The sequence below is a fragment of the Paenibacillus sp. FSL K6-3182 genome, assembly GCF_037976325.1.
Classification (GTDB): Bacteria; Bacillota; Bacilli; order Paenibacillales; family Paenibacillaceae; genus Pristimantibacillus.
Genome location: NZ_CP150265.1, coordinates 2,334,833 through 2,353,012, shown reverse-complemented (window position 1 = coordinate 2,353,012; position 18,180 = coordinate 2,334,833). Strand labels below are relative to the sequence as shown.

At 46.8% G+C, this 18,180-nt stretch carries 12 protein-coding genes; 4 read left to right on the top strand and 8 right to left on the bottom strand.

Annotated features, from left to right (window positions below; translation table 11 throughout):
- Nucleotides 1–13: 13 nt before the first annotated feature.
- The gene (locus MHH56_RS10125) at nucleotides 14–2,749 is read left to right on the top strand and encodes an alpha-mannosidase (protein WP_339208019.1); all 2,736 of its coding nucleotides are present in this window, start codon (nucleotides 14–16) and stop codon (nucleotides 2,747–2,749) included.
- Between the two features lie 114 nt (nucleotides 2,750–2,863).
- On the opposite strand, the gene MHH56_RS10120 is transcribed toward MHH56_RS10125, so the two are convergent.
- The 4 genes from MHH56_RS10120 to MHH56_RS10105 form a co-directional block, all read right to left on the bottom strand.
- Nucleotides 2,864–4,513, bottom strand: a complete 1,650-nt coding sequence (locus MHH56_RS10120) for a response regulator (RefSeq protein ID WP_339208018.1) — start codon at nucleotides 4,511–4,513, stop codon at nucleotides 2,864–2,866.
- A 241-nt stretch (nucleotides 4,514–4,754) separates the two neighbouring features.
- Nucleotides 4,755–6,089 (bottom strand): DUF445 domain-containing protein, encoded by a 1,335-nt coding sequence (locus tag MHH56_RS10115; RefSeq protein ID WP_339208016.1) that lies wholly within the window; start codon nucleotides 6,087–6,089, stop codon nucleotides 4,755–4,757.
- Nucleotides 6,090–7,370 (bottom strand): DUF445 domain-containing protein, encoded by a 1,281-nt coding sequence (locus MHH56_RS10110; protein ID WP_339208015.1) that lies wholly within the window; start codon nucleotides 7,368–7,370, stop codon nucleotides 6,090–6,092.
- Nucleotides 7,371–7,473: 103 nt separating this feature from the next.
- Nucleotides 7,474–8,418 carry a DMT family transporter gene (locus MHH56_RS10105; protein ID WP_339208014.1) on the bottom strand — a complete coding sequence of 315 codons (945 nt, stop codon included), beginning with the start codon at nucleotides 8,416–8,418 and terminating at the stop codon, nucleotides 7,474–7,476.
- 116 nt (nucleotides 8,419–8,534) lie between these two features.
- On the opposite strand from MHH56_RS10105, the gene MHH56_RS10100 reads away from it, so the two are divergent.
- On the top strand, nucleotides 8,535–9,908 hold the full coding sequence (locus MHH56_RS10100; protein ID WP_339208012.1) for a PLP-dependent aminotransferase family protein: 1,374 nt from the start codon (nucleotides 8,535–8,537) through the stop codon (nucleotides 9,906–9,908).
- 85 nt (nucleotides 9,909–9,993) lie between these two features.
- On the opposite strand, the gene MHH56_RS10095 is transcribed toward MHH56_RS10100, so the two are convergent.
- The gene (locus MHH56_RS10095) at nucleotides 9,994–12,300 is read right to left on the bottom strand and encodes a glycoside hydrolase family 95 protein (RefSeq protein WP_339208011.1); all 2,307 of its coding nucleotides are present in this window, start codon (nucleotides 12,298–12,300) and stop codon (nucleotides 9,994–9,996) included.
- Nucleotides 12,301–12,392: 92 nt separating this feature from the next.
- Here MHH56_RS10095 and MHH56_RS10090 point away from each other — a divergent pair, with 92 nt between their 5' ends.
- Nucleotides 12,393–13,268 carry an AraC family transcriptional regulator gene (locus MHH56_RS10090; protein ID WP_339208009.1) on the top strand — a complete coding sequence of 292 codons (876 nt, stop codon included), beginning with the start codon at nucleotides 12,393–12,395 and terminating at the stop codon, nucleotides 13,266–13,268.
- A gap of 117 nt (nucleotides 13,269–13,385) precedes the next feature.
- Here the strand turns inward: MHH56_RS10090 and MHH56_RS10085 are convergent, their stop codons facing one another.
- Entirely contained in the window at nucleotides 13,386–15,011 is a 1,626-nt protein-coding gene (locus MHH56_RS10085) for an S-layer homology domain-containing protein (protein WP_339208008.1), read from the bottom strand.
- 330 nt (nucleotides 15,012–15,341) lie between these two features.
- Between MHH56_RS10085 and MHH56_RS10080 the strand changes: the two genes are divergently transcribed.
- Nucleotides 15,342–15,989, top strand: a complete 648-nt coding sequence (locus MHH56_RS10080; RefSeq protein ID WP_339208007.1) for a collagen-like protein — start codon at nucleotides 15,342–15,344, stop codon at nucleotides 15,987–15,989.
- Between the two features lie 174 nt (nucleotides 15,990–16,163).
- Here MHH56_RS10080 and MHH56_RS10075 read toward each other — a convergent pair whose 3' ends face one another.
- Together MHH56_RS10075 and MHH56_RS10070 are read right to left on the bottom strand one after the other, a co-directional pair.
- Entirely contained in the window at nucleotides 16,164–17,285 is a 1,122-nt protein-coding gene (locus MHH56_RS10075) for a peptidoglycan-binding domain-containing protein (protein ID WP_339208006.1), read from the bottom strand.
- A 145-nt stretch (nucleotides 17,286–17,430) separates the two neighbouring features.
- Nucleotides 17,431–18,174 carry an IclR family transcriptional regulator gene (locus MHH56_RS10070; RefSeq protein WP_339208005.1) on the bottom strand — a complete coding sequence of 248 codons (744 nt, stop codon included), beginning with the start codon at nucleotides 18,172–18,174 and terminating at the stop codon, nucleotides 17,431–17,433.
- Nucleotides 18,175–18,180 lie beyond the last annotated feature (6 nt).

The following is an 18,180-nucleotide window of genomic DNA, read 5'->3' as shown; positions in this document are numbered from 1 at the left end:
AAGAGGAGCAACGATGACTGCATCGAAAAGGGTGGTACATGTCATTTCGCATACCCATTGGGATCGAGAATGGTATATGCCTTACGAAGCCCATCATGTCAAGCTGATTGAGACAATGGACACGCTGCTGGAAACGTTCGAGGCCGATCCTGATTTTCGCAGCTTTTACCTCGATGGTCAAACAATAATTTTAGATGATTATCTGCAGGTGTACCCAGAGAAGCAGAGCCAAATCCAAAAGCTGTGTGATGAAGGCAAGCTCTCTTTGGGTCCTTGGTATATTTTGCAGGATGAGTTTCTAACCAGCAGCGAAGCAAACGTAAGAAACTTGCAAATCGGACATAGGGATGCCAAAAAATATGGACCGATTTCGAAGCTTGGTTATTTCCCAGATTCGTTTGGCAATATGGGACAGGCTGCTCAGCTATTAAGACAAGCAGGCATCGATACCGCCGTGTTCGGAAGAGGTGTAAAAGCAACTGGCTTCAACAATCGGGTGGAAGATTCCTCCGGCCTTGAGTCCCCTTATTCCGAGCTCATCTGGCAGGCACCCGACGGTTCAAGCGTATTAGGCATCCTATTTGCCAATTGGTATAACAACGGTATGGAGATTCCAGTTGATCCTCTCAAAGCAAAGCCTTACTGGGAGCATCGCCTTGCGCGAGTGGAACAATATGCTTCAACCTCGCAGCTGCTGCTTATGAACGGCTGCGATCATCAGCCCATTCAGACCAATCTCTCCGAAGCGCTCCGCGTAGCGAGAGAGCTGTTCCCTGCGTACGAGTTCATCCACTCGAGCTTTGACGATTATGTAAAGGCGGTTCAAACGCAGCAGCCTCCGAACCTGAGCCTAACGCGCGGAGAGCTGCGCGGCCAGCAAACGGATGGCTGGTATTCGTTAGTGAATACAGCGTCTGCTCGTGTTTACATCAAACAGCTTAATCAACAAAATCAGACGCTGCTGGAGAAGGTGGCCGAGCCGATCTCTGCCATCGCCCATCAGCTCGGCAAGCCTTATCCGCATGGTCTATTCCAATATGCTTGGAAGACACTGATGCAAAATCATCCGCACGACAGCATTTGCGGATGCAGTGTCGACGAAGTGTACCAAGAAATGAAAACTCGTTTTGCCAAAAGCATGGAGGTTGGCAAAGCATTAACGACCGAGAGCGTTAAATTTATTAGCACTAAGGTCAATACAAATCATTTTGCCAATATCAGTGAGTCAGCTGCTCCCTTTATCGTCTTTAACTCAAGCGGCTATGAAGGCTCATCGGTCCACCAATTCGAGATTGAATGGTCGCACCGTTTCTTCGATCAAAGCGAGGATCCTGTTGCCATTGCTAAGCAGGTTCAAGATCGGACGCACGCCGAAGGGTACTTGGTGAACGGCAGCGGTGAACGCATCGACTTTACTGCTCATGATTTGGGCGTTCGCTTCGGCTATGAACTGCCAAATGATAAATTCCGGCAGCCCTATATGGCTCGCGCACTGCGTCTAACCTTCGAGACCGGCATATTGCCTTCGATGGGATATGAATCTTTTGCATGGATACCATGTCAAAATGAAATTATAACATCCGGCGAGAATAGCCATTCATTAGTGACTAGTGAACGAACACTTGAAAATGCTCGTCTTACATTGATGATAGAGGAAGACGGAAGTTTTACAGTTTATGATAAGAAAAGCCAGCAGCTGTTTTCGGATCTTGGCCATTACGAGAATGTAGGCGATATCGGCAATGAATATATTTTCAAGCAGCCAGTAGGCGACTTGCCAATCACGACTAAGGGCAGCAAAGCCGAAATTCGAGTAGTTGAGGACTCGCCTTACCGGGCAGCCATTGAAATCACTCATCGCCTTGCTATACCTGCGCGGGCAGATGATCTTCTAGCAGAAGAAATCCGCACAATGGTTGAATTCCGGCAGCGGAAGGCTGGCAGATCGACTTCCCTTGTACCGCTAGAAATTGTGACACTAGTTAGCCTAGAACGTGAGGGCAAAGGTGTTCAAGTCCATGCGCGCATTGAAAATCAATCGCAAGATCACAGGCTGCGCGTGCTTCTTCCTTCGGATATTGCTGCATCCACACATTTTGCAGATTCAATCTTCGAGGTCGCTGAGCGTCAAAACGTTCCTGCAAAGGAATGGCAAAATCCGAGCAATGCTCAGCATATGCAGACGTTCATTGACGTGCATAGCGAGCAAAGAGGCCTCACGATTGCAGGCAAAGGCTTAAATGAATATGAAGTGCTTCAAGATGGCAGAAATACGATCGCTGTAACCCTTCTGCGCTCCGTCGGAGAGCTTGGCGATTGGGGTGTATTTCATACGCCTGAAGCGCAGTGCTTAGGTACAAATGAAGCGGAATGGATGATCATTCCTTACGGCAGCGCTGAAGAACGTTTTGAGGCTTATCGAGAAGCCTATCGTTTCCCTATACCTGTTACGGCAATCGCAGCTGGATTGCATGATGGCGAGCTTGCTCCCACTTGTGATTTCCTCAAATGGAATGGTGACCAGCTCGCCTTCTCCAGCCTGAAGATCAACGAGGAGCGTGGCGACAGCATGGCAAGGTGGTACAATTTAGCAGAATCCACGACCAGCTTAGCTATTCATCCAAGCGCTGCTTCTGAATCCTATGTAAGCGACATAATGGAGAACGATAACGAAAATAAAATCAAAAACAGCGTTCAGGTCGAAGGCTTCAAAATCGTAACGATTGGTTTAACCGCAGCTTCAAAATGACCAAATCAAAAAACTAAAAGTTAAAATGCAAAGAGGCAGTCTCCCAAGGTTATGCCATTTTCACCTAGGAGTCTGCCTCTTCATGCTTCTTGCTGAGTGCAATTTTTCATATCATTAGTGTGGCACAGCTGGCTCTTCATCCGCAATGCCTCTTTGTCGTCTATATTCCTTCGGCGTGCAGCCGACCTGCTTTTTGAACAGCTTCGAGAAATGAACCGGGTCCTTATACCCCACCTGAAATGAGATTTGATACACTTTGTATTTGATGTCGCCTAACATTTCCTTCGCCTTCTCAATCCGTATTTCTGTCAAATATTCCAAAAAGGTTTTCCGTTTCTCCTTCTTAAAAAGCTTGCTCAGCCATACCGGCGTCACATGAACGGCCATTGCAACACTCTGAAGAGTTAAGCTTTCAGCATAATCCCTCTGCAATATTTTCTCCGCTTCATAGACGATCTGGCTCGGCGTATTGGACAGCTTGCGGAAATCTGCTGCGATTGCAAGAAGGAACAGCTCTGTTTGCACACGCAGCGATTGCAATGTATCGTATTGCTCTAACAGCTCCCACACCGCGATCGGATTGCTGCCCAAATTTTTGCTTGGAACACCTGCCGCCGCCGCTCTGCGAAACACCTCGAACAGCCACTCAAATATTTTTTGCTGAATGTCACGCAATTGATTGAGACGCCAGGCTTGTACCATCTCCACAAATCGATCCATCGCTGCTGTAATTTCCTCATCCGTGCCATACTTCACGAGATCGAGCACCTCTTCAGGCTCGCTAAGCGACAAGTCACTCCCGTCACCCTCATAAAATAAACCCTGCTCCGTAAATAATCGATTGCCTCCGTATACAGCCTTTTGCTCCAATACGTTTATCGCTTCCGCATACATTTCATGAAGATTCTCAAATGTACAAGGTGTTGTTCGCATGCCAGCGCTTGCTTTCACCTTAACAAAATCGTTGATTCGCTGTAAGCAAAGCTGCGCCATGCCCCGGCTCAGTTCGGCATGCTCTGGCCGCGAGCAGCTGAAAATGACAATCCATCGATTGCTGCTGTCCATGCAAAGCGCAAAGGGGTGGGGATAATCTTCCTCCAGCGTTTGATTGACCACATTGCCGATTCCGAACAATATTAAATCCTTTTCCTTCGTATGGCGATTCTCGATTGCTTTCAGATCATCAGCTTCCACAACAACAAGCGTCATATGCTGATTCGCTATCCACTCCAAATTCAATGTCTGCAAGCGATGTCTTCTCCGTGCTTCACGATAAGGATCATAGTCCTGCTCAATCATTTCTCTGAGCAGCTCCTCGCGCATTTTTGGAATCGCAAACCTCACTTGATTAATAAGCTGCTGCTCGTTATGCTGGTCCATTCTTTTTCTGTGGATATGATCCATCGTTTTTCTAACGATTTGGGTCAGCTCGTCCAAATTGATCGGCTTGAGGATATAGTCCATAACACCGATTTGTATCGCCTGCTTCACCAGTTCAAAATCATCATACCCACTTACAACAATCGCTTCCGGTTTATAATTTTCAACGGTAGTCAATGAACGAAGAAATTCCAGCCCCGACATCCGATTCATTTTAATATCTGTGACGATAAGATCCGGTCTCATATCCAGTGCAAGCATTAATGCCGTATCTCCATCATCAGCCACCAGTACCTCATCAATTCCGAATGTTTCCCATGGAAAGCGGTTACGTAAACCTTCGCGGATTTCGAATTCATCGTCCACTATTAAAGCACGCAGCATCCTCTCACCTTCCCCTTCATGCATTTTCAAAGATGTTCAATACGGAACCATTACCTAACTACATACTACCTGACTGTATTTCGGATTACACGGGGGTAATTGCAAACTTTATGGTCTAGTATTAAATAAACGAGTGTACCTGCACACCTTCATACGATCATCCAAAGACAAGCTCACTCAAAAATAAAAGCAGCTGTCCCAATAGGTCTCAAAAACCTGCTGGAAACAGCTGCTTCTCGTGTTATAACAAGTTCAAAATCGGCTCGTATACTCCGTACAGCAGAATATAAAATGCCGCTCCGAGCGCTGAGCCTATATAAGCTCCGTTCAAACGAATACGCTGCAGATCGGTCTCGACCTTGCTCTCGATGAAATGCACCAGCTTTTGCTCTGTGAAGCTATCAAGCGTCTTGCGTACGATGATTCCGATAATTGCATGTTCGGTTTCAATCATCTTCTGCACGAATTTCTGCACATATTGCTCCAGCCAGCCCTTCGTTTCCTCGTTCGCTTTGAACCACTCCCAGTATGACATAATGAACTGATTAATCAGCTCCTTAATATCGGATGGATTGACGGAATGTTTCTGCGGCAAGGCTAGCTGCAGCTTCGGTTCGCTGATCAGCAGCTGTCTAAAGTTGCCGAGCAAAGCTTCAATAGAAGGAAGCAACGAGATCTTCTCAATCACTTCATCTCTCCATTCATCAACAGCAGCCGAAACATCCTCGCGGTGCTGCAAATTGTCGGCAAGCTGCAGCACCATTTCCTCCAGTAAAACACGAAGCTCATGCTCTGGATTTCGCAAATCATTAATGAGCAGCTGCAAATCGTCATACAGCACATTTGTAGCATCGTCGAGATTCAGCGCATTCGTTGATTCAGCAATCTCCACTGCCATTTTTTTGAGCCACTTGGAGAAGATACTGCCTTGATTTACAAACTTCTCCTTCTCCTTGCCAAGCAGCTCACGAATGACAACTTTGGTTTCTTCTTCTGCTGCGCGTGCCGCGGCGAACTCAACGATCTGGCTAACCCAGCTTTGGAAATTGCCTTTCGCCATCACCCATTTGAGCGCCTTGCCGGCGTAAGGCGACAAGCTAATCTTGCCTAAGCTTTTTCGTGCTTTCTCATCCAAAATGACGGATAGACCTTTAATATCCAGCTTGGCAAGCAGACCAGCCACCAGCGTCCAGCCTTGCTCAGCGAGCATGCCGTTTGGTCGGCGATCGATCCATGAAATGCCGATCTCTACAAGCGATATTTGCTTTACCTTTTCCTTTAACAAATCTTTGCTGAGCAGCTGCTGCTCGACCATATTCGCGACGCCTTCAATCAGCTTATCGCGATTTCTAGGGATAATCGCTGTATGCGGAATCCACTTCCACCCAAATGGGTGGCGGAACAATACCGTTACAGCAAATAAATCAGCTAATGCGCCAACGAGGCCCGCTTCGGTCGTGTAGAGCAGCATCCGTGCCCACCACTGGTCTGGGAAGACATATAAGCAGCAGGCGGCAATGACGAATAAGGCGGCAAGCAATATTAAGCTGCGGTTTGCTTTTTTTCTCATAGCCATTTATGCTCGCCCTCCAATCCAAAACGTCGCTAGATGCAGGACTACGCCGATAAGCGCTCCGATACCAATTCCGTTAATCCGAATGTACTGCAAGTCGCGTCCTGCTTTCTCTTTAACCAGCTCGATAAGCTCTTCTTCAGAGAAGCTGTTCAGCTTGTCAGTTACCATTTTGCCGATAAAAGAATGCTTCTGCTCCACCCATTTCAGCAGCGTCGTCTTCACGTATTGATCCAGTCGAGTAAGCAGCTCTGTATTTCCCACTACATAAGCTATTCCTTCTTCAACTTTATCCTTGATCCAAGGATAGCGCACTTGCTCGCCTTCCGCATTGGAAGCCGCAGCGAGTCGAATGGACTCCAGTCCCCGCTGAATGAACGCATCGAGCTTAAGCTCATCCTTCACAGATGCCAGAAGCGTTGTTTTCCCCGCTTCTATTCGGCTGCGCAATTGTTCATCCGTACGCAGTCTTGCAACAAATTGCGCAATAAAAGCTTTGATTTCCTTGCGCTGCGGGTGGTCTTCAGCATGAAATTTCTGTAGAAAAGATACCAGCCACTCCTGCAATCGTCCACTAATATTTGCCGCTTCTAGCCCTGCAGAGAAATCGATCAGCTTCCTTCTAAACTTATCGCCTTCGTAGGAACGAATGGCTGAATCGACAATTTGGTCTACAACAGCGCCAAATGGTGCCGATTTCACAATTTTGATAAGCTCCGGAATGATAAACTCGATAATCCGATCATCGTAACCGTTTTTGATGGTCCAATCACCAGCATCGGCAGCAATGTCTGCTACAGGAATCGAATCGGCATGCTCGAGAAGGAAGGTTTGAACGGTTTTGGCCAGTTCCTGCAAATCAATTGTCGTAATTACATCATCCGCCAGCTGCTGCAAAATGTCATTCACACCCTGTTCGCCGCCGTGCTGCTTCAAATATGTGACTAAAACGTCTGCAATATTGTATTCGTCAAGCCTCTCCCTAATATTCGGGATGGTTAACAATTCATTTTGAACCATTTGGACAAGCTCGCCAATCAAGCGCTCACGATTCCGAGAAATGATGTTGGTTCCCATCCACACCGGCCACTTTATTTGTAAAGGATTTCCAAACAATGCGCTTACCGCAAAGGAATCCGCCAGTCCGCCAATCGTTGCAGCGCTAAATAAGGAAAATAACAGGCCGCCAATAAATGTTTCATGAAAGGGAAAAGCCGCCAATATTCCGATCGCTGAGAAAAGAAGCGCTAAATCCGCTTTTTTCTTAATACTGAATTTGTTCATACACAAGCTCCATTCCTGATGATCGTTCCACATTAATTATCCCATATGTATAGGGTGTGAAACAATGGAGTTTCTATAATCTGAGAATTGATCTTTATAAGGTTTAAGCGCTGCTGCTTTTGGGGCTTTTTTTCAGCTTCCGCGGCACTAATGAATCGCTCTTAGAAACTTGCCAAATGCCTAGGCAAACAAACGCTCCCCCTACGAGATGAGACCATGAGAAAGGTTCGTTTAAAATGCCGTAGGATAGAAGCACAGTGCTAAGCGGAATGCAGCTTGTGTAGACAGCCGCTGTTCCCGCACTCACTTTGGAAACACCGCGAAACCATAATATATAAGCCAAAGCGGTAACGAAAATACCGTAATAAAACAACAGGCCAATATCGCCAACAGTTACACTGCTGAAATCGTATTGTTTAGCCTCAATAAGTGCAATAGGCAAAAACATGATGAATGAAAACAAGGTTACATAGGTTGTCCCAAGCAGTGAAGAGACATTGCTTGCAGTCATTTTGCGCAGGATCGTAAGCATCGATTCCCCAACAACTGCGCCTAAAATAAGCAAAAGCCCAATATACGAAGCTTGTGACGGAGGTGAAGAGGAAGGAATCAGCCATCCTGGCACCTGAATGCTAACAACACCCAGTATGGAGCAAACGATGCCTATTTTAATCGGATTCGTTAATTTTTCTTTTAAAATCATATACGAAAGGAAAGCAACGACCGCCGGCGTTAAGCTCGTCACAATACCCGCTTCCGTTGCGAGCGCGGTCCGAAGGCCATACAGCATGAATACGCGGAATAAAAACATCCCGAGAAACGCTTGCAGCAGTAAAAATAAAAAATCCTTTCTCCCGACTCGGAGCGTGGTTTTGCCGCTTAGCATCAAAATCGGAATTAACAGCAATAAAGCAATGATTAGGCTAATCGCTTGTGACAAAAAAACCGGCATCTGCATCGTCGTTATTTTGCCGGCTACTATGGAGCTTCCGATGAGAATAGCGGCAATGGTCAGCTCAAAATACGCAATAATACGAGAATGATTCACATTCAGCAACCCCTCTACTTTTGTTTCATGTATACTGTAGCAAAGGGTCGTTAACTGGTTGTAGTGCCATTAAACAGGCATTTTCATAGTACCACTTCAAAAGGAGTCTGGATATTTTGTGGCTGTCCATCGATAGACAAGCAAATTTGCCTATGTTTCGCCAGGTTTTCAACTCACTCCAAGGTGCTATTCTCTCGGGTGAGCTGCCTGCTGGCTACAAGCTTCCATCCACAAGAGAGCTTGCTTCGCAGCTTCATGTCTCGCGCAACGTGATTTTGGAAGCCTATGAGCTTTTATTGGCTGAAGGATACATAACAGGCCGCTCTGGTGCAGGAACTTATGTAGCTCAAGGAGCCTGCTTGCTTGGCTTCACGAAGGCGTCACCGTTACCATTACCCGCTTCATTAGCAGAATCGACGAACAAATCAGAGCTCGATTTCATCTCGTTTCGTACGGGCCTGCCCGCACTGAATCTATTTCCGATGAAAAAATGGGGCTCTATTTTGCAAAGTGTATGCATGGATTCCTCTATTGCTGAATTAGGTTATGGCGATCCGTCCGGTGACTTGGAATTACGTCGTCTGCTATCCAAACAGCTGTGGATTTCAAGAGGAGTCGTCAGCAATCCCGAACAAATTATAATTACAAACGGTGCGGTACAGGCGCTTCAGCTGATCGTTAAGCTGCTGCTGAGAGGCGGGGAAGATGTTTTAGTCGAAGATCCGTCCAATGTAGATTTAAAGACGATATTAACTTCTACAGGAGCCGAGCTACATGGCGTTCCCGTTGACGATTCCGGCCTTTTAACCCACAAGCTTCCCGTAAACCTTCGGCCAAAATGCATCTACGTCACACCCTCTCATCAATTCCCGCTTGGCGGCATTTTACCGATACAAAGGCGGATTGAATTAGTTGAATACGCCCGCCAAAGCGGCAGCTATATCCTCGAAGATGATTATGACAGCGAATTCCGGTATGATGGGGCTCCTATCCATTCACTCCAAAGCTTATGTCCTAAGCAGGTAGTCTATATTGGAACCTTCAGCAAAGTCATGTTCCCTTCGCTGCGAATCGGCTATATGATTGTCCCTGAACCACTGGTTGAACCCTGTCGCCAGCTTAAGCGGCTGTCAGACTATCAAACGCCTATGATTGAGCAGCTCGCTTTGATTCGTTTCATGAACAGCGGAACGCTTAATGCTCATATTTTAAAAATGAAAAAGTTGTACAAAAAGAGACGCCAGCTCCTGCTTGATGCTTTACATGAGCAAATTACCCTGCCTTACCAGATATGTGGACGAGCGGCTGGTTTGCATCTGGTCGCTCAGTTTGAAGCGCAGCTGCCGGAAGATTTAATGAACCGGTTGGAAGCAGCGTCTGTATTTGCGGACTTGCTGCCGAATAACCGAATGCTGCTTGGATACGGGCATTTGGACGATCAGCAAATTTATGAGGGCGTCCGTCGCATTGGCAAAGCCCTCAAGAATTGAATGTCTCCTGCCGAGAAAAGCCGGCAAACCAAAGAAACCAGCTGCACCCGATTATCAGGTACAGCTGGTTTCTTTGGCAAACCCTCTACTTCGGAGAAAGCACGTACTCGCTTCCGGCACTCACCGTCCATGATACAAGCCCATCCTTGCTGAATACGTCTTTCACCTCATGGCCATCTTTCCTTACGATGAGCGGAATGCTGCTTTGCACGACACAGCTATTAGCTGCGCCAGCTCGTATGCATGCTTCAACAAGCAAGCCATTTGACCAGCGGATGTCCACCTCGAAGCCGCCTCTTGCGCGGAGACCTGTCACTTCTCCATGAGGCCATGCTTCCGGCAAAGCAGGCAATACATGCAGACTGCCCGCATGGCATTGAAGCAGCATTTCCGTTATGCCTGCAGCGCCTCCGAAGTTGCCATCGATTTGGAACGGAGGATGATTATCAAACAGATTAGGCAGCGTGGAATGACTTAGCAAATCTTGCACATTCGCATACGCCTTCTCCCCATCCTCAAGCCTTGCCCAAAAGTTAATAATCCAAGCTCTACTCCAACCCGTGTGACCGCCGCCGCTTGCAAGCCTTTGATCTAGCGTTACTCTGGCAGCATTTGCCCATTCAGGTGTCCCTCTAACCGTAAAGCGCTTGCCGGGATGCAGGGCGAACAGATGCGAGATATGACGATGTCCCGGCTCCGCTTCCTCGTAATCCTCCATCCATTCTTGAATTTGCCCATGCTTGCCAATTGCAGGCTCCGGCAAACGGGCTCTCATATTGTGCCAAAGTTCCTGCTCCGATGAGTCGATGCCGAGCTTCTTCGCCGCTTCTGCACAAGCCGTAAACAATTCATATAAAATTTGACTATCCATCGATGCACCAATACATAACGTACCGGATTGTCCATTTGGCAATAAATAGGTATTCTCAGGTGATACAGAAGGATTCAATACAAGCAGGCCATCCTCTGTTTCCGTCAAGAAATCCACAAAAAATTGTGCCGACTCCTTCAAGGTTGGATATATTTGCTCAAGAAAAGCATCATCAAGGCCATACTCATAATGCTCCCACATATGCAGGCAAAGCCAAGCCGCACCAAGCGTCCAATACGAGGCTGGCAAATAAATGTCTTGCGGAGCGGTATCGCCCCAAATGTCGGTATTATGATGAGCGACAAAACCTCCACAATCGTACATTGCTCTTGCGGTTATTCTGCCGGGTTCACGCATCCGCTTGATGAGATCAAATAATGGCTCATGGCATTCTGCTAGATTTCCCGCTTCTGCCGGCCAATAATTCATTTGCGTATTAATATTAATCGTATATTTGCTGTCCCACGGCGGCAGCATTTTCTCGTTCCAAATGCCTTGCAAATTGGCAGGAAGCGAGCCCGGACGACTGCTTGAAATGAGCAAATAGCGGCCAAACTGATAATATAAGGCCATTAATCCTACGTCGGCGCTGCCTTCTTGAACTAGCTTTAAACGCTCATTTGTAGGTACATAGGCGGCATTCGAATAAGCAGCATCCGTTAAGCGAAGCAGTACCCGCTTTGACAATGAAGTGAAATCTTGAATATGGCGCGATTTCAACTCTTCATAGCTTATTAAGCCAGCACGGGCTCCTGCATGGACAGCATATGCCTCCGGATCAGCATGACGGAATGATGTGGCTGCGGTTAATAGAAGCGTTACGCTATTGGCGCCTTCCACGATGAGATGCTCGCCAATAATTGATACTGAACCGCCATCTGCAACCGCGCGCAAAGAAGTTCGGAAATCAGACCCGCCTGAACCGCCGCACATGCCGCGCATCACGATCGTATTCTCGTCTGCTTTCACCAGCTCGTCATAGTAGCGATTGCTGCCGCGCAGCAAACGGGCTGTAAAGCTGATGCTGCCCGGCTTATCTGCTGTGAATCTTGTAACTATTGCTTCATCTGGGAAACTAGCAAATGTCTCACGGGCAAAACAAACGTCTCCTTTAGTAAAGGTTACACTTGCAATACCGTTGACGATATCGAGAGCTCTAACATATTCTCGTGCTTCTTCTTTCGAATCATATTTTAAGCTTAGCTCTATATCTCCAAGCGGCATATAGTGCCTCTGCGTTTCGGGTACGCCAGATAGAGCCATCGCGGATAAATCATGTGCTTCGTTCAAACTTCCCTCTCTCAGCAGCTCACGAATTTTCGGCAAATATGGCAGTGCGTCTGGATTGTTGCGATCACGCGGTCCGCCATACCATACGCTGTCTTCGTTCAGAGCTATCCGCTCACGTCTAATGCCCCCAAATACCATGCCTCCGAGCTTCCCATTGCCAACAGGCAGCGCTTCCTCCCAATTGGAGGCAGGCTCCTTATACCACAAGCGCGTTTCTTCAACCAGCGTCATCTTCCATTCCCCTTTTAATCATCTTTTATTTAAGAGAACAATCCTTTACTATATTAATAATCCTTCAAAAAAATTGAATGGCGGTGCCGCAGGTGGATAGAACAAGTGAACAACATGCGTTATCTGAGTTGCTGCAGTCGCTGCAGCTAAAATTGCTTATGGCGCATAAAACCCAAGTCTCTCTAAATTGGGGGGAAACCAACTCTGTTCCCGAATACAATAAGCTATATTTTATTTGCGAAGGGGAAGGCTGGATTCGCATCGGCAACGACGACTATTATCCAAAACCCGGTCAGCTGTTTCTCACGCCTGCGCATACAAAGATATCGTTCTCCTCTTTAAATAATCGCCCATACTTAAAATATTGGTGCCATTTCAATATCATGGCAGGTCCCCTCGATCTTTTTCAGTGGATTGGCGTTCCGCTTTGCTTAAACATTAAAGATAAGAACAGCATGACGCGCTTGTTCCATGAGCTCATCGAATGGCATGGACAAGATTCAATCGTTGCTAGGCTCCGAGAAAAAGCTGTATTGCTAGAAATCATAAGCTGTTTTCTCGAATCCGTTCCGATTCGCGTGCTGCAGCACCGTACAGAGGAAATGAACCGTTTGAACGTCATACAGCAATATGTAGACAGTCGTCTTCATACGAGCATCAGCGTCGATCAAATGGCGGAATCTGTTCATCTTCATCCCAACTATTTTAGTTCCTATTTCAAAAAACATTTCGGGATGCCTCCGCTTAAATACGTCAGCCGCAAACGAGTAGATCGAGCCAAACAACTTTTAACGACAACTTCTCGCAGTATTAAGGAGGTTGCTGATCAATCTGGTTTTAAAGAAACGAATCATTTCACGAAATTTTTCCGTAAAGAAACAAATCTAACCCCAACCGATTATCGAACAGCCTATTCGGAGAAGCGATCGCATCAAGGCGATAATTCAATTATAAAAGCGCATTCATAATGTGACGATGTAAGAAACTAAGGTATAAGGGTATAATTCTAAGGGTCTGCCTTCTATTGGCAATAAAAAATAGGACAAGCAGCTGTAGCAGTCTGCTTTGTCCTATTTTTTTGCTTCTTAATGATGATAAGAAGAGATCATTGTCCAATCGGCATCCGTTAATTGATTGATTTGCCATACCGCAACACCGCGCAAGCCAAACGCTTTCGCTAAACGTATTTTGGCTTCGATGCTTTGCGTATTCTCATACCAAAGCAGATGCGAGCCTCTATCGTCCTTAAACGTAATTTGATTCAAAAAGTACGGCAGCTGCATGACAGATTTCGTATCAGCAGCTGCTAAGCGACTTTCTACAGCCGCGATGGCTGGCGACCGGAAAAACTCTACAGTACCGTCTGCCTTTGTTGTCCATTGGTTAGCCTGCTTAGAAATGCCTAGCTTCAGCTTATCTGCTGGAATATACGAGAGTATATTTCGTACGGAATCGCCAACAAGCGTAAGCGGCGCAGACGGCAATCCACTTTCCTCATGCGTAAATTCATAGGCCATCAATATAACTTCATCAGCCAGTTCGCCAATTTGTTTGTAATCATAACCTGCATAATAATAAGAAGGCGGTACAACTACCGTAAGTGATATTTCACTGCTTAGTTCGGCCTTAATTGCACGAATCAGTTCAACGAAAGGCTGCTTATACTCAGCAGGTACCATGCCTTCAAAATCAATCGCCACTCGCTCAAAACCATACAAAGGATTAGCGGCTGCCTCGGCTACAGAACTAGCAAATGCTTTGCGAGCTTCAGCATCGATTATAAAATCACCAAGCTTCTGAAGCGTTGTATTTCCAAAGATCATTAGCGTCTTCGTAGAACCACTCGTTTCTGCCGCTGTTAGAGTCTGCTTCCAGTCGCTTGGCGGCGACATAAGAACGGATGCTTTGCCCGCTCCCTGATAGTCAAGCTTAGCCCAGTCAAAGATAACCTCATCTGAGGCGGCGAATCTATCCAGTTTTTTGTAAGGTCCACCTGCTGCAAAAAAAACTGATACCTCAAGCTGGCGGCTTTCGCTTTGGAAGTCGATCATCCGATCAACAATGGCGGCTGCTTCGCGTCGTGATAACGACTTTTTCGGAAGAAACAAACCTTTATTGTCCCCTTGCATAATCGAATCCGCGTATGTACGCAGCACATATGGTGCAAGGTTTTTATCCACTTGATTCATATCGGCAAAGGCCGCTTTCTCGCTAGCTTCTTGCCAGCCTGTATCTAACCATTGCTGCTTCTCTTCTGCCGTTTTTCCTTGAAGCAGCGCAAAAGCCGTTAATGCTGCTACTTCCTCACGCTTAATATTTTGGCTCGGATTAAATTTCCCATTTACGATGAGCAAATCCAACCAACCAGCATCATATGCGGGTTTAATAAAGGCATAAGACCAACGATCCTTGGCCACGTCAGAGAGTCCAGCAGACTTCTCTTTATCTATCACCGGTTTAACGGATTGTACTAGCAGCTTTACGAATGCTTCTCTCGTAAGTTCGGCGCTTGGACGAAAGGTTCCATCCTCATATCCAGAAACGACTCCAAGTGCGACTAAACGATAAATAGATTCGGCTGCCCAATCCTTTACAGGTACATCTCGATAGGGCTTTAATTGCGCATCATACGCAAACACCTGCACGGCGTTTCCCAGCATAAATATTAGCAGGATTCCAATAATAACGGTTGTTTTCCCTTTGAACCTCACTACATCCTCTCCTTTATGAGCATAGCTATCACTCTATCGATTATTCGATAGAATCATATCCTATATTCCATAAAAAGTCTAATAGACCCAACTTTTGGGCGGCGAAATAACCCTATCATTAACCCATTTTTCTTAAAATAGTTTTTAGTCTAGTTAAAAATGGTTATTAGTCCAACCTTAAAAAAAGGTATAAACGTACACTAAACCATCTATAGGTAGGTGTCTTTAGTGAGTTGTTTGAATAAAAGAAATCGCTGCAAAAAGATACGTGTAATAGTATGCAAATCAAAAAACAGAAAGAAATGCCGTAATAGAGTTGTTAAAAAAATTGTGAAGGTAACATGTCCTCCTCCTCAAGTGAATGTAACTGCTCCGGTAGGACCGACCGGACCTCAAGGACCCCAGGGTATTCCTGGTTCAGTAGGAGCAACTGGTGCGACTGGCACTAATGGGGCGACTGGAGCTGCTGGCGCAACTGGTGCGACTGGCACTAATGGCGCACCTGGTACTAATGGGGCACCTGGAGCTGCTGGCGCAACTGGCGTAGCCGGAGGAGTATTAAGCTTCGCTGATTTTTTTGCATTGATGCCGCCTGATAATGCAGCAACTGTTGCTGTCGGTGCAGATGTAAGTTTTCCGCAAAATGGACCTACTAGCGGAACTAACATTACCCGCACTGGTGCTACTACATTTAACTTAGCTGTAATTGGAACGTATCAGATTTTGTTTCAAGTAAGTGTGACCGAACCGGGGCAGCTGATTTTAACCATTAATGGCGCTGATCTAGCTTATACAGTGGTTGGCCGAGCAACAGGTACTTCTCAAATTGTAGGAATGGCTCTTGTACACACGACTGTCATTAATTCAATACTCACCGTGCGAAACCCTGCGGGCAATTCCACGGCACTTACGATCACACCGCTCGCTGGAGGAACAAGATCTGTTTCAGCTCATCTTGTTATTACACAAATCGCATAAGGAAATAGAATGGATCTCATAACAACATCCAAAAATATAAAAAGGCGACTTTACATTCACTATGGAATGAAAGCCGCCTTTTGATTTTATATTCACTTCACAACATTAATCGCTGTTAATCTCTGACCTTCACTTAAGAGAAGTCCTTTCATCTATATCAAGGAAGCGAGTTGCTTAATGGCTTCCATTCGGCCCTTGGTTTTCCGTTTGAGCGCCGCCTTTGCCTTGGTTTTCGGATGGAGCTTTGTTGCTTTGGTTATTAGAGTTGCCTCCACCGATACCTTGGTTATTACCTTGACCTCCGCCAATACCGCCGCCTTTGCCACGGTTTTCTCCTTGACCTCCGCCAATGCCGCTGCCTTTGCCACGGTTTCCGCCAATGCCGCCGCCTTTGCCACGGTTTTCTCCTTGGCCTCCGCCAATGCCGCCGCCTTTGCCACGGTTTTCTCCTTGGCCTCCGCCAATGCCGCCGCCTTTGCCACGGTTTTCTCCTTGGCCTCCGCCAAATCCGCCGCCTTTGCCTTGGTTCTCACCATAACCTCTGCCAGCTCCACCGCCTGCACCGCCACCAGCTCCACCGCCTGTACCGCCACCAGCTCCGCCGCCTGCGCCACCACCAGCTCCGCCGCCTACACCGCCACCAGCTCCGCCGCCTACACCGCCACCAGCTCCGCCGCCTGCGCCACCACCAGCTCCGCCGCCAGCTCCGCCGCCTGCACCGCCACCAGCTCCGCCGCCTGCGCCACCACCAGCTCCGCCGCCTACGCCACCACCAGCTCCGCCGCCTGCACCGCCGCCTGCGCCACCACCAGCTCCGCCGCCTGCACCGCCACCAGCTCCGCCGCCTGCACCGCCACCTGCACCGCCACCAGCTCCATTGCCAGCGCCTTTACCGTTGCCGAGTGATTTTGCTTTACCTTTCCATTTTGCTTGCGTTTTTGCCTTCGTTGCTGCTTTCTTCTCCGAATAAGAATAAGAAATCGATTGTAGCGTTTTAGCATCTACGGCGCCTGTTGTAGGCAAGCCATGTGTTTTTTGATAATATTTTACGCCGCGCACTGTAGAAGGCCCATAACGACCGTCAATTTTACCAGAATAGCTGCCCAGGGATTTCAGCATGCCTTGAATAACATAGACATCTGGACCCTTAGCATTCTTGCCAATCGCTTGACCAGTATGAGGCATACTGAACATCAATGTGATCGCGAGCAACGCTGCGCCTATGTACCTTGCAGCAAACCTCCCAATCTTATTGCGTTGTTCATCCAATCCAATTTCCTTTTTATGTTGTTGCATGCAAAATACACCATCCTTTTGATTCTTGAATTTAACTCCCCCCTTACTATCCCCAAATATTTAATTTCATTCCACATTGAATCCATTAAAAAAGCGGATCGCTTATTTGCGCTCCGCTACTCTTCTTCATCCTATTTGAAAATACTTATGCCAAACCACCAAGCTTGCACGAAATTTGTGATGCAGCTGCCTTTACATATTGGATCACATTTGGAATTTCCTTCTCATTAAGCCGATGGATAGGTCCTGCTGCAGATAAGCTGGCTACGATTCGCTTCTGAGGATCAAAAATAGGGGCAGCAATTGCAAAAGCATCCGTATCCACCTCACCCAAAGTAAAGCAATAACCCGCTTCCCTAATACGATGCATTTCTTGCAAAAGCAAAGGTTTACCGGCATCTTCGCCAAAAAGCTTGCACATTTCTTCAATAACTTTGTCATTTTCATTAGCGAGCAGCGTTTTCCCTGAAGCGCCTGAATTAAGCGGCAATATTCTTCCATTTTCAATAGAAAGCCTAATCAAACGTTTACTCGTTACATTTTCGATACAAATGGCTTTGGAACCGGAGCGGACAAAAAGCACCGTCGTTTCATTCGTAAGTGCGGTGAGGTCTTCCATAATCGGCCTCGCGATCGTAAGAAGCTCCTTTTCGATTTGCTGCGATAAGCTTCTCGCTAAATCAAAAATACGCAGACCTAAACCAATTTGCCCTCTGCCCTTACGCTCTACGAAACCATTTTTTATAAGCGTTTGAATAAAACGATATGCGGTACTGTCGGGGATGCCTACCTTCTCCGCAATTTCACTGACCGTGAGCGTTGCACCCGATTCAGCGAGCACGAATAAAATATCGATAGCACGTCCTAATGTTTGAGTTCCATTCATCATTGCACC

Bases quoted from the DNA above. Each gene is read 5' to 3' on its own strand.
- MHH56_RS10125 (WP_339208019.1), top strand. From the start codon at position 14: ATGACTGCATCGAAAAGGGTGGTACATGTCATTTCGCATACCCATTGG.
- MHH56_RS10120 (WP_339208018.1), bottom strand. From the start codon at position 4,513: ATGCTGCGTGCTTTAATAGTGGACGATGAATTCGAAATCCGCGAAGGT.
- MHH56_RS10115 (WP_339208016.1), bottom strand. From the start codon at position 6,089: ATGGCTATGAGAAAAAAAGCAAACCGCAGCTTAATATTGCTTGCCGCC.
- MHH56_RS10110 (WP_339208015.1), bottom strand. From the start codon at position 7,370: ATGAACAAATTCAGTATTAAGAAAAAAGCGGATTTAGCGCTTCTTTTC.
- MHH56_RS10095 (WP_339208011.1), bottom strand. From the start codon at position 12,300: ATGACGCTGGTTGAAGAAACGCGCTTGTGGTATAAGGAGCCTGCCTCC.
- MHH56_RS10075 (WP_339208006.1), bottom strand. From the start codon at position 17,285: ATGCAACAACATAAAAAGGAAATTGGATTGGATGAACAACGCAATAAG.
- MHH56_RS10070 (WP_339208005.1), bottom strand. From the start codon at position 18,174: ATGATGAATGGAACTCAAACATTAGGACGTGCTATCGATATTTTATTC.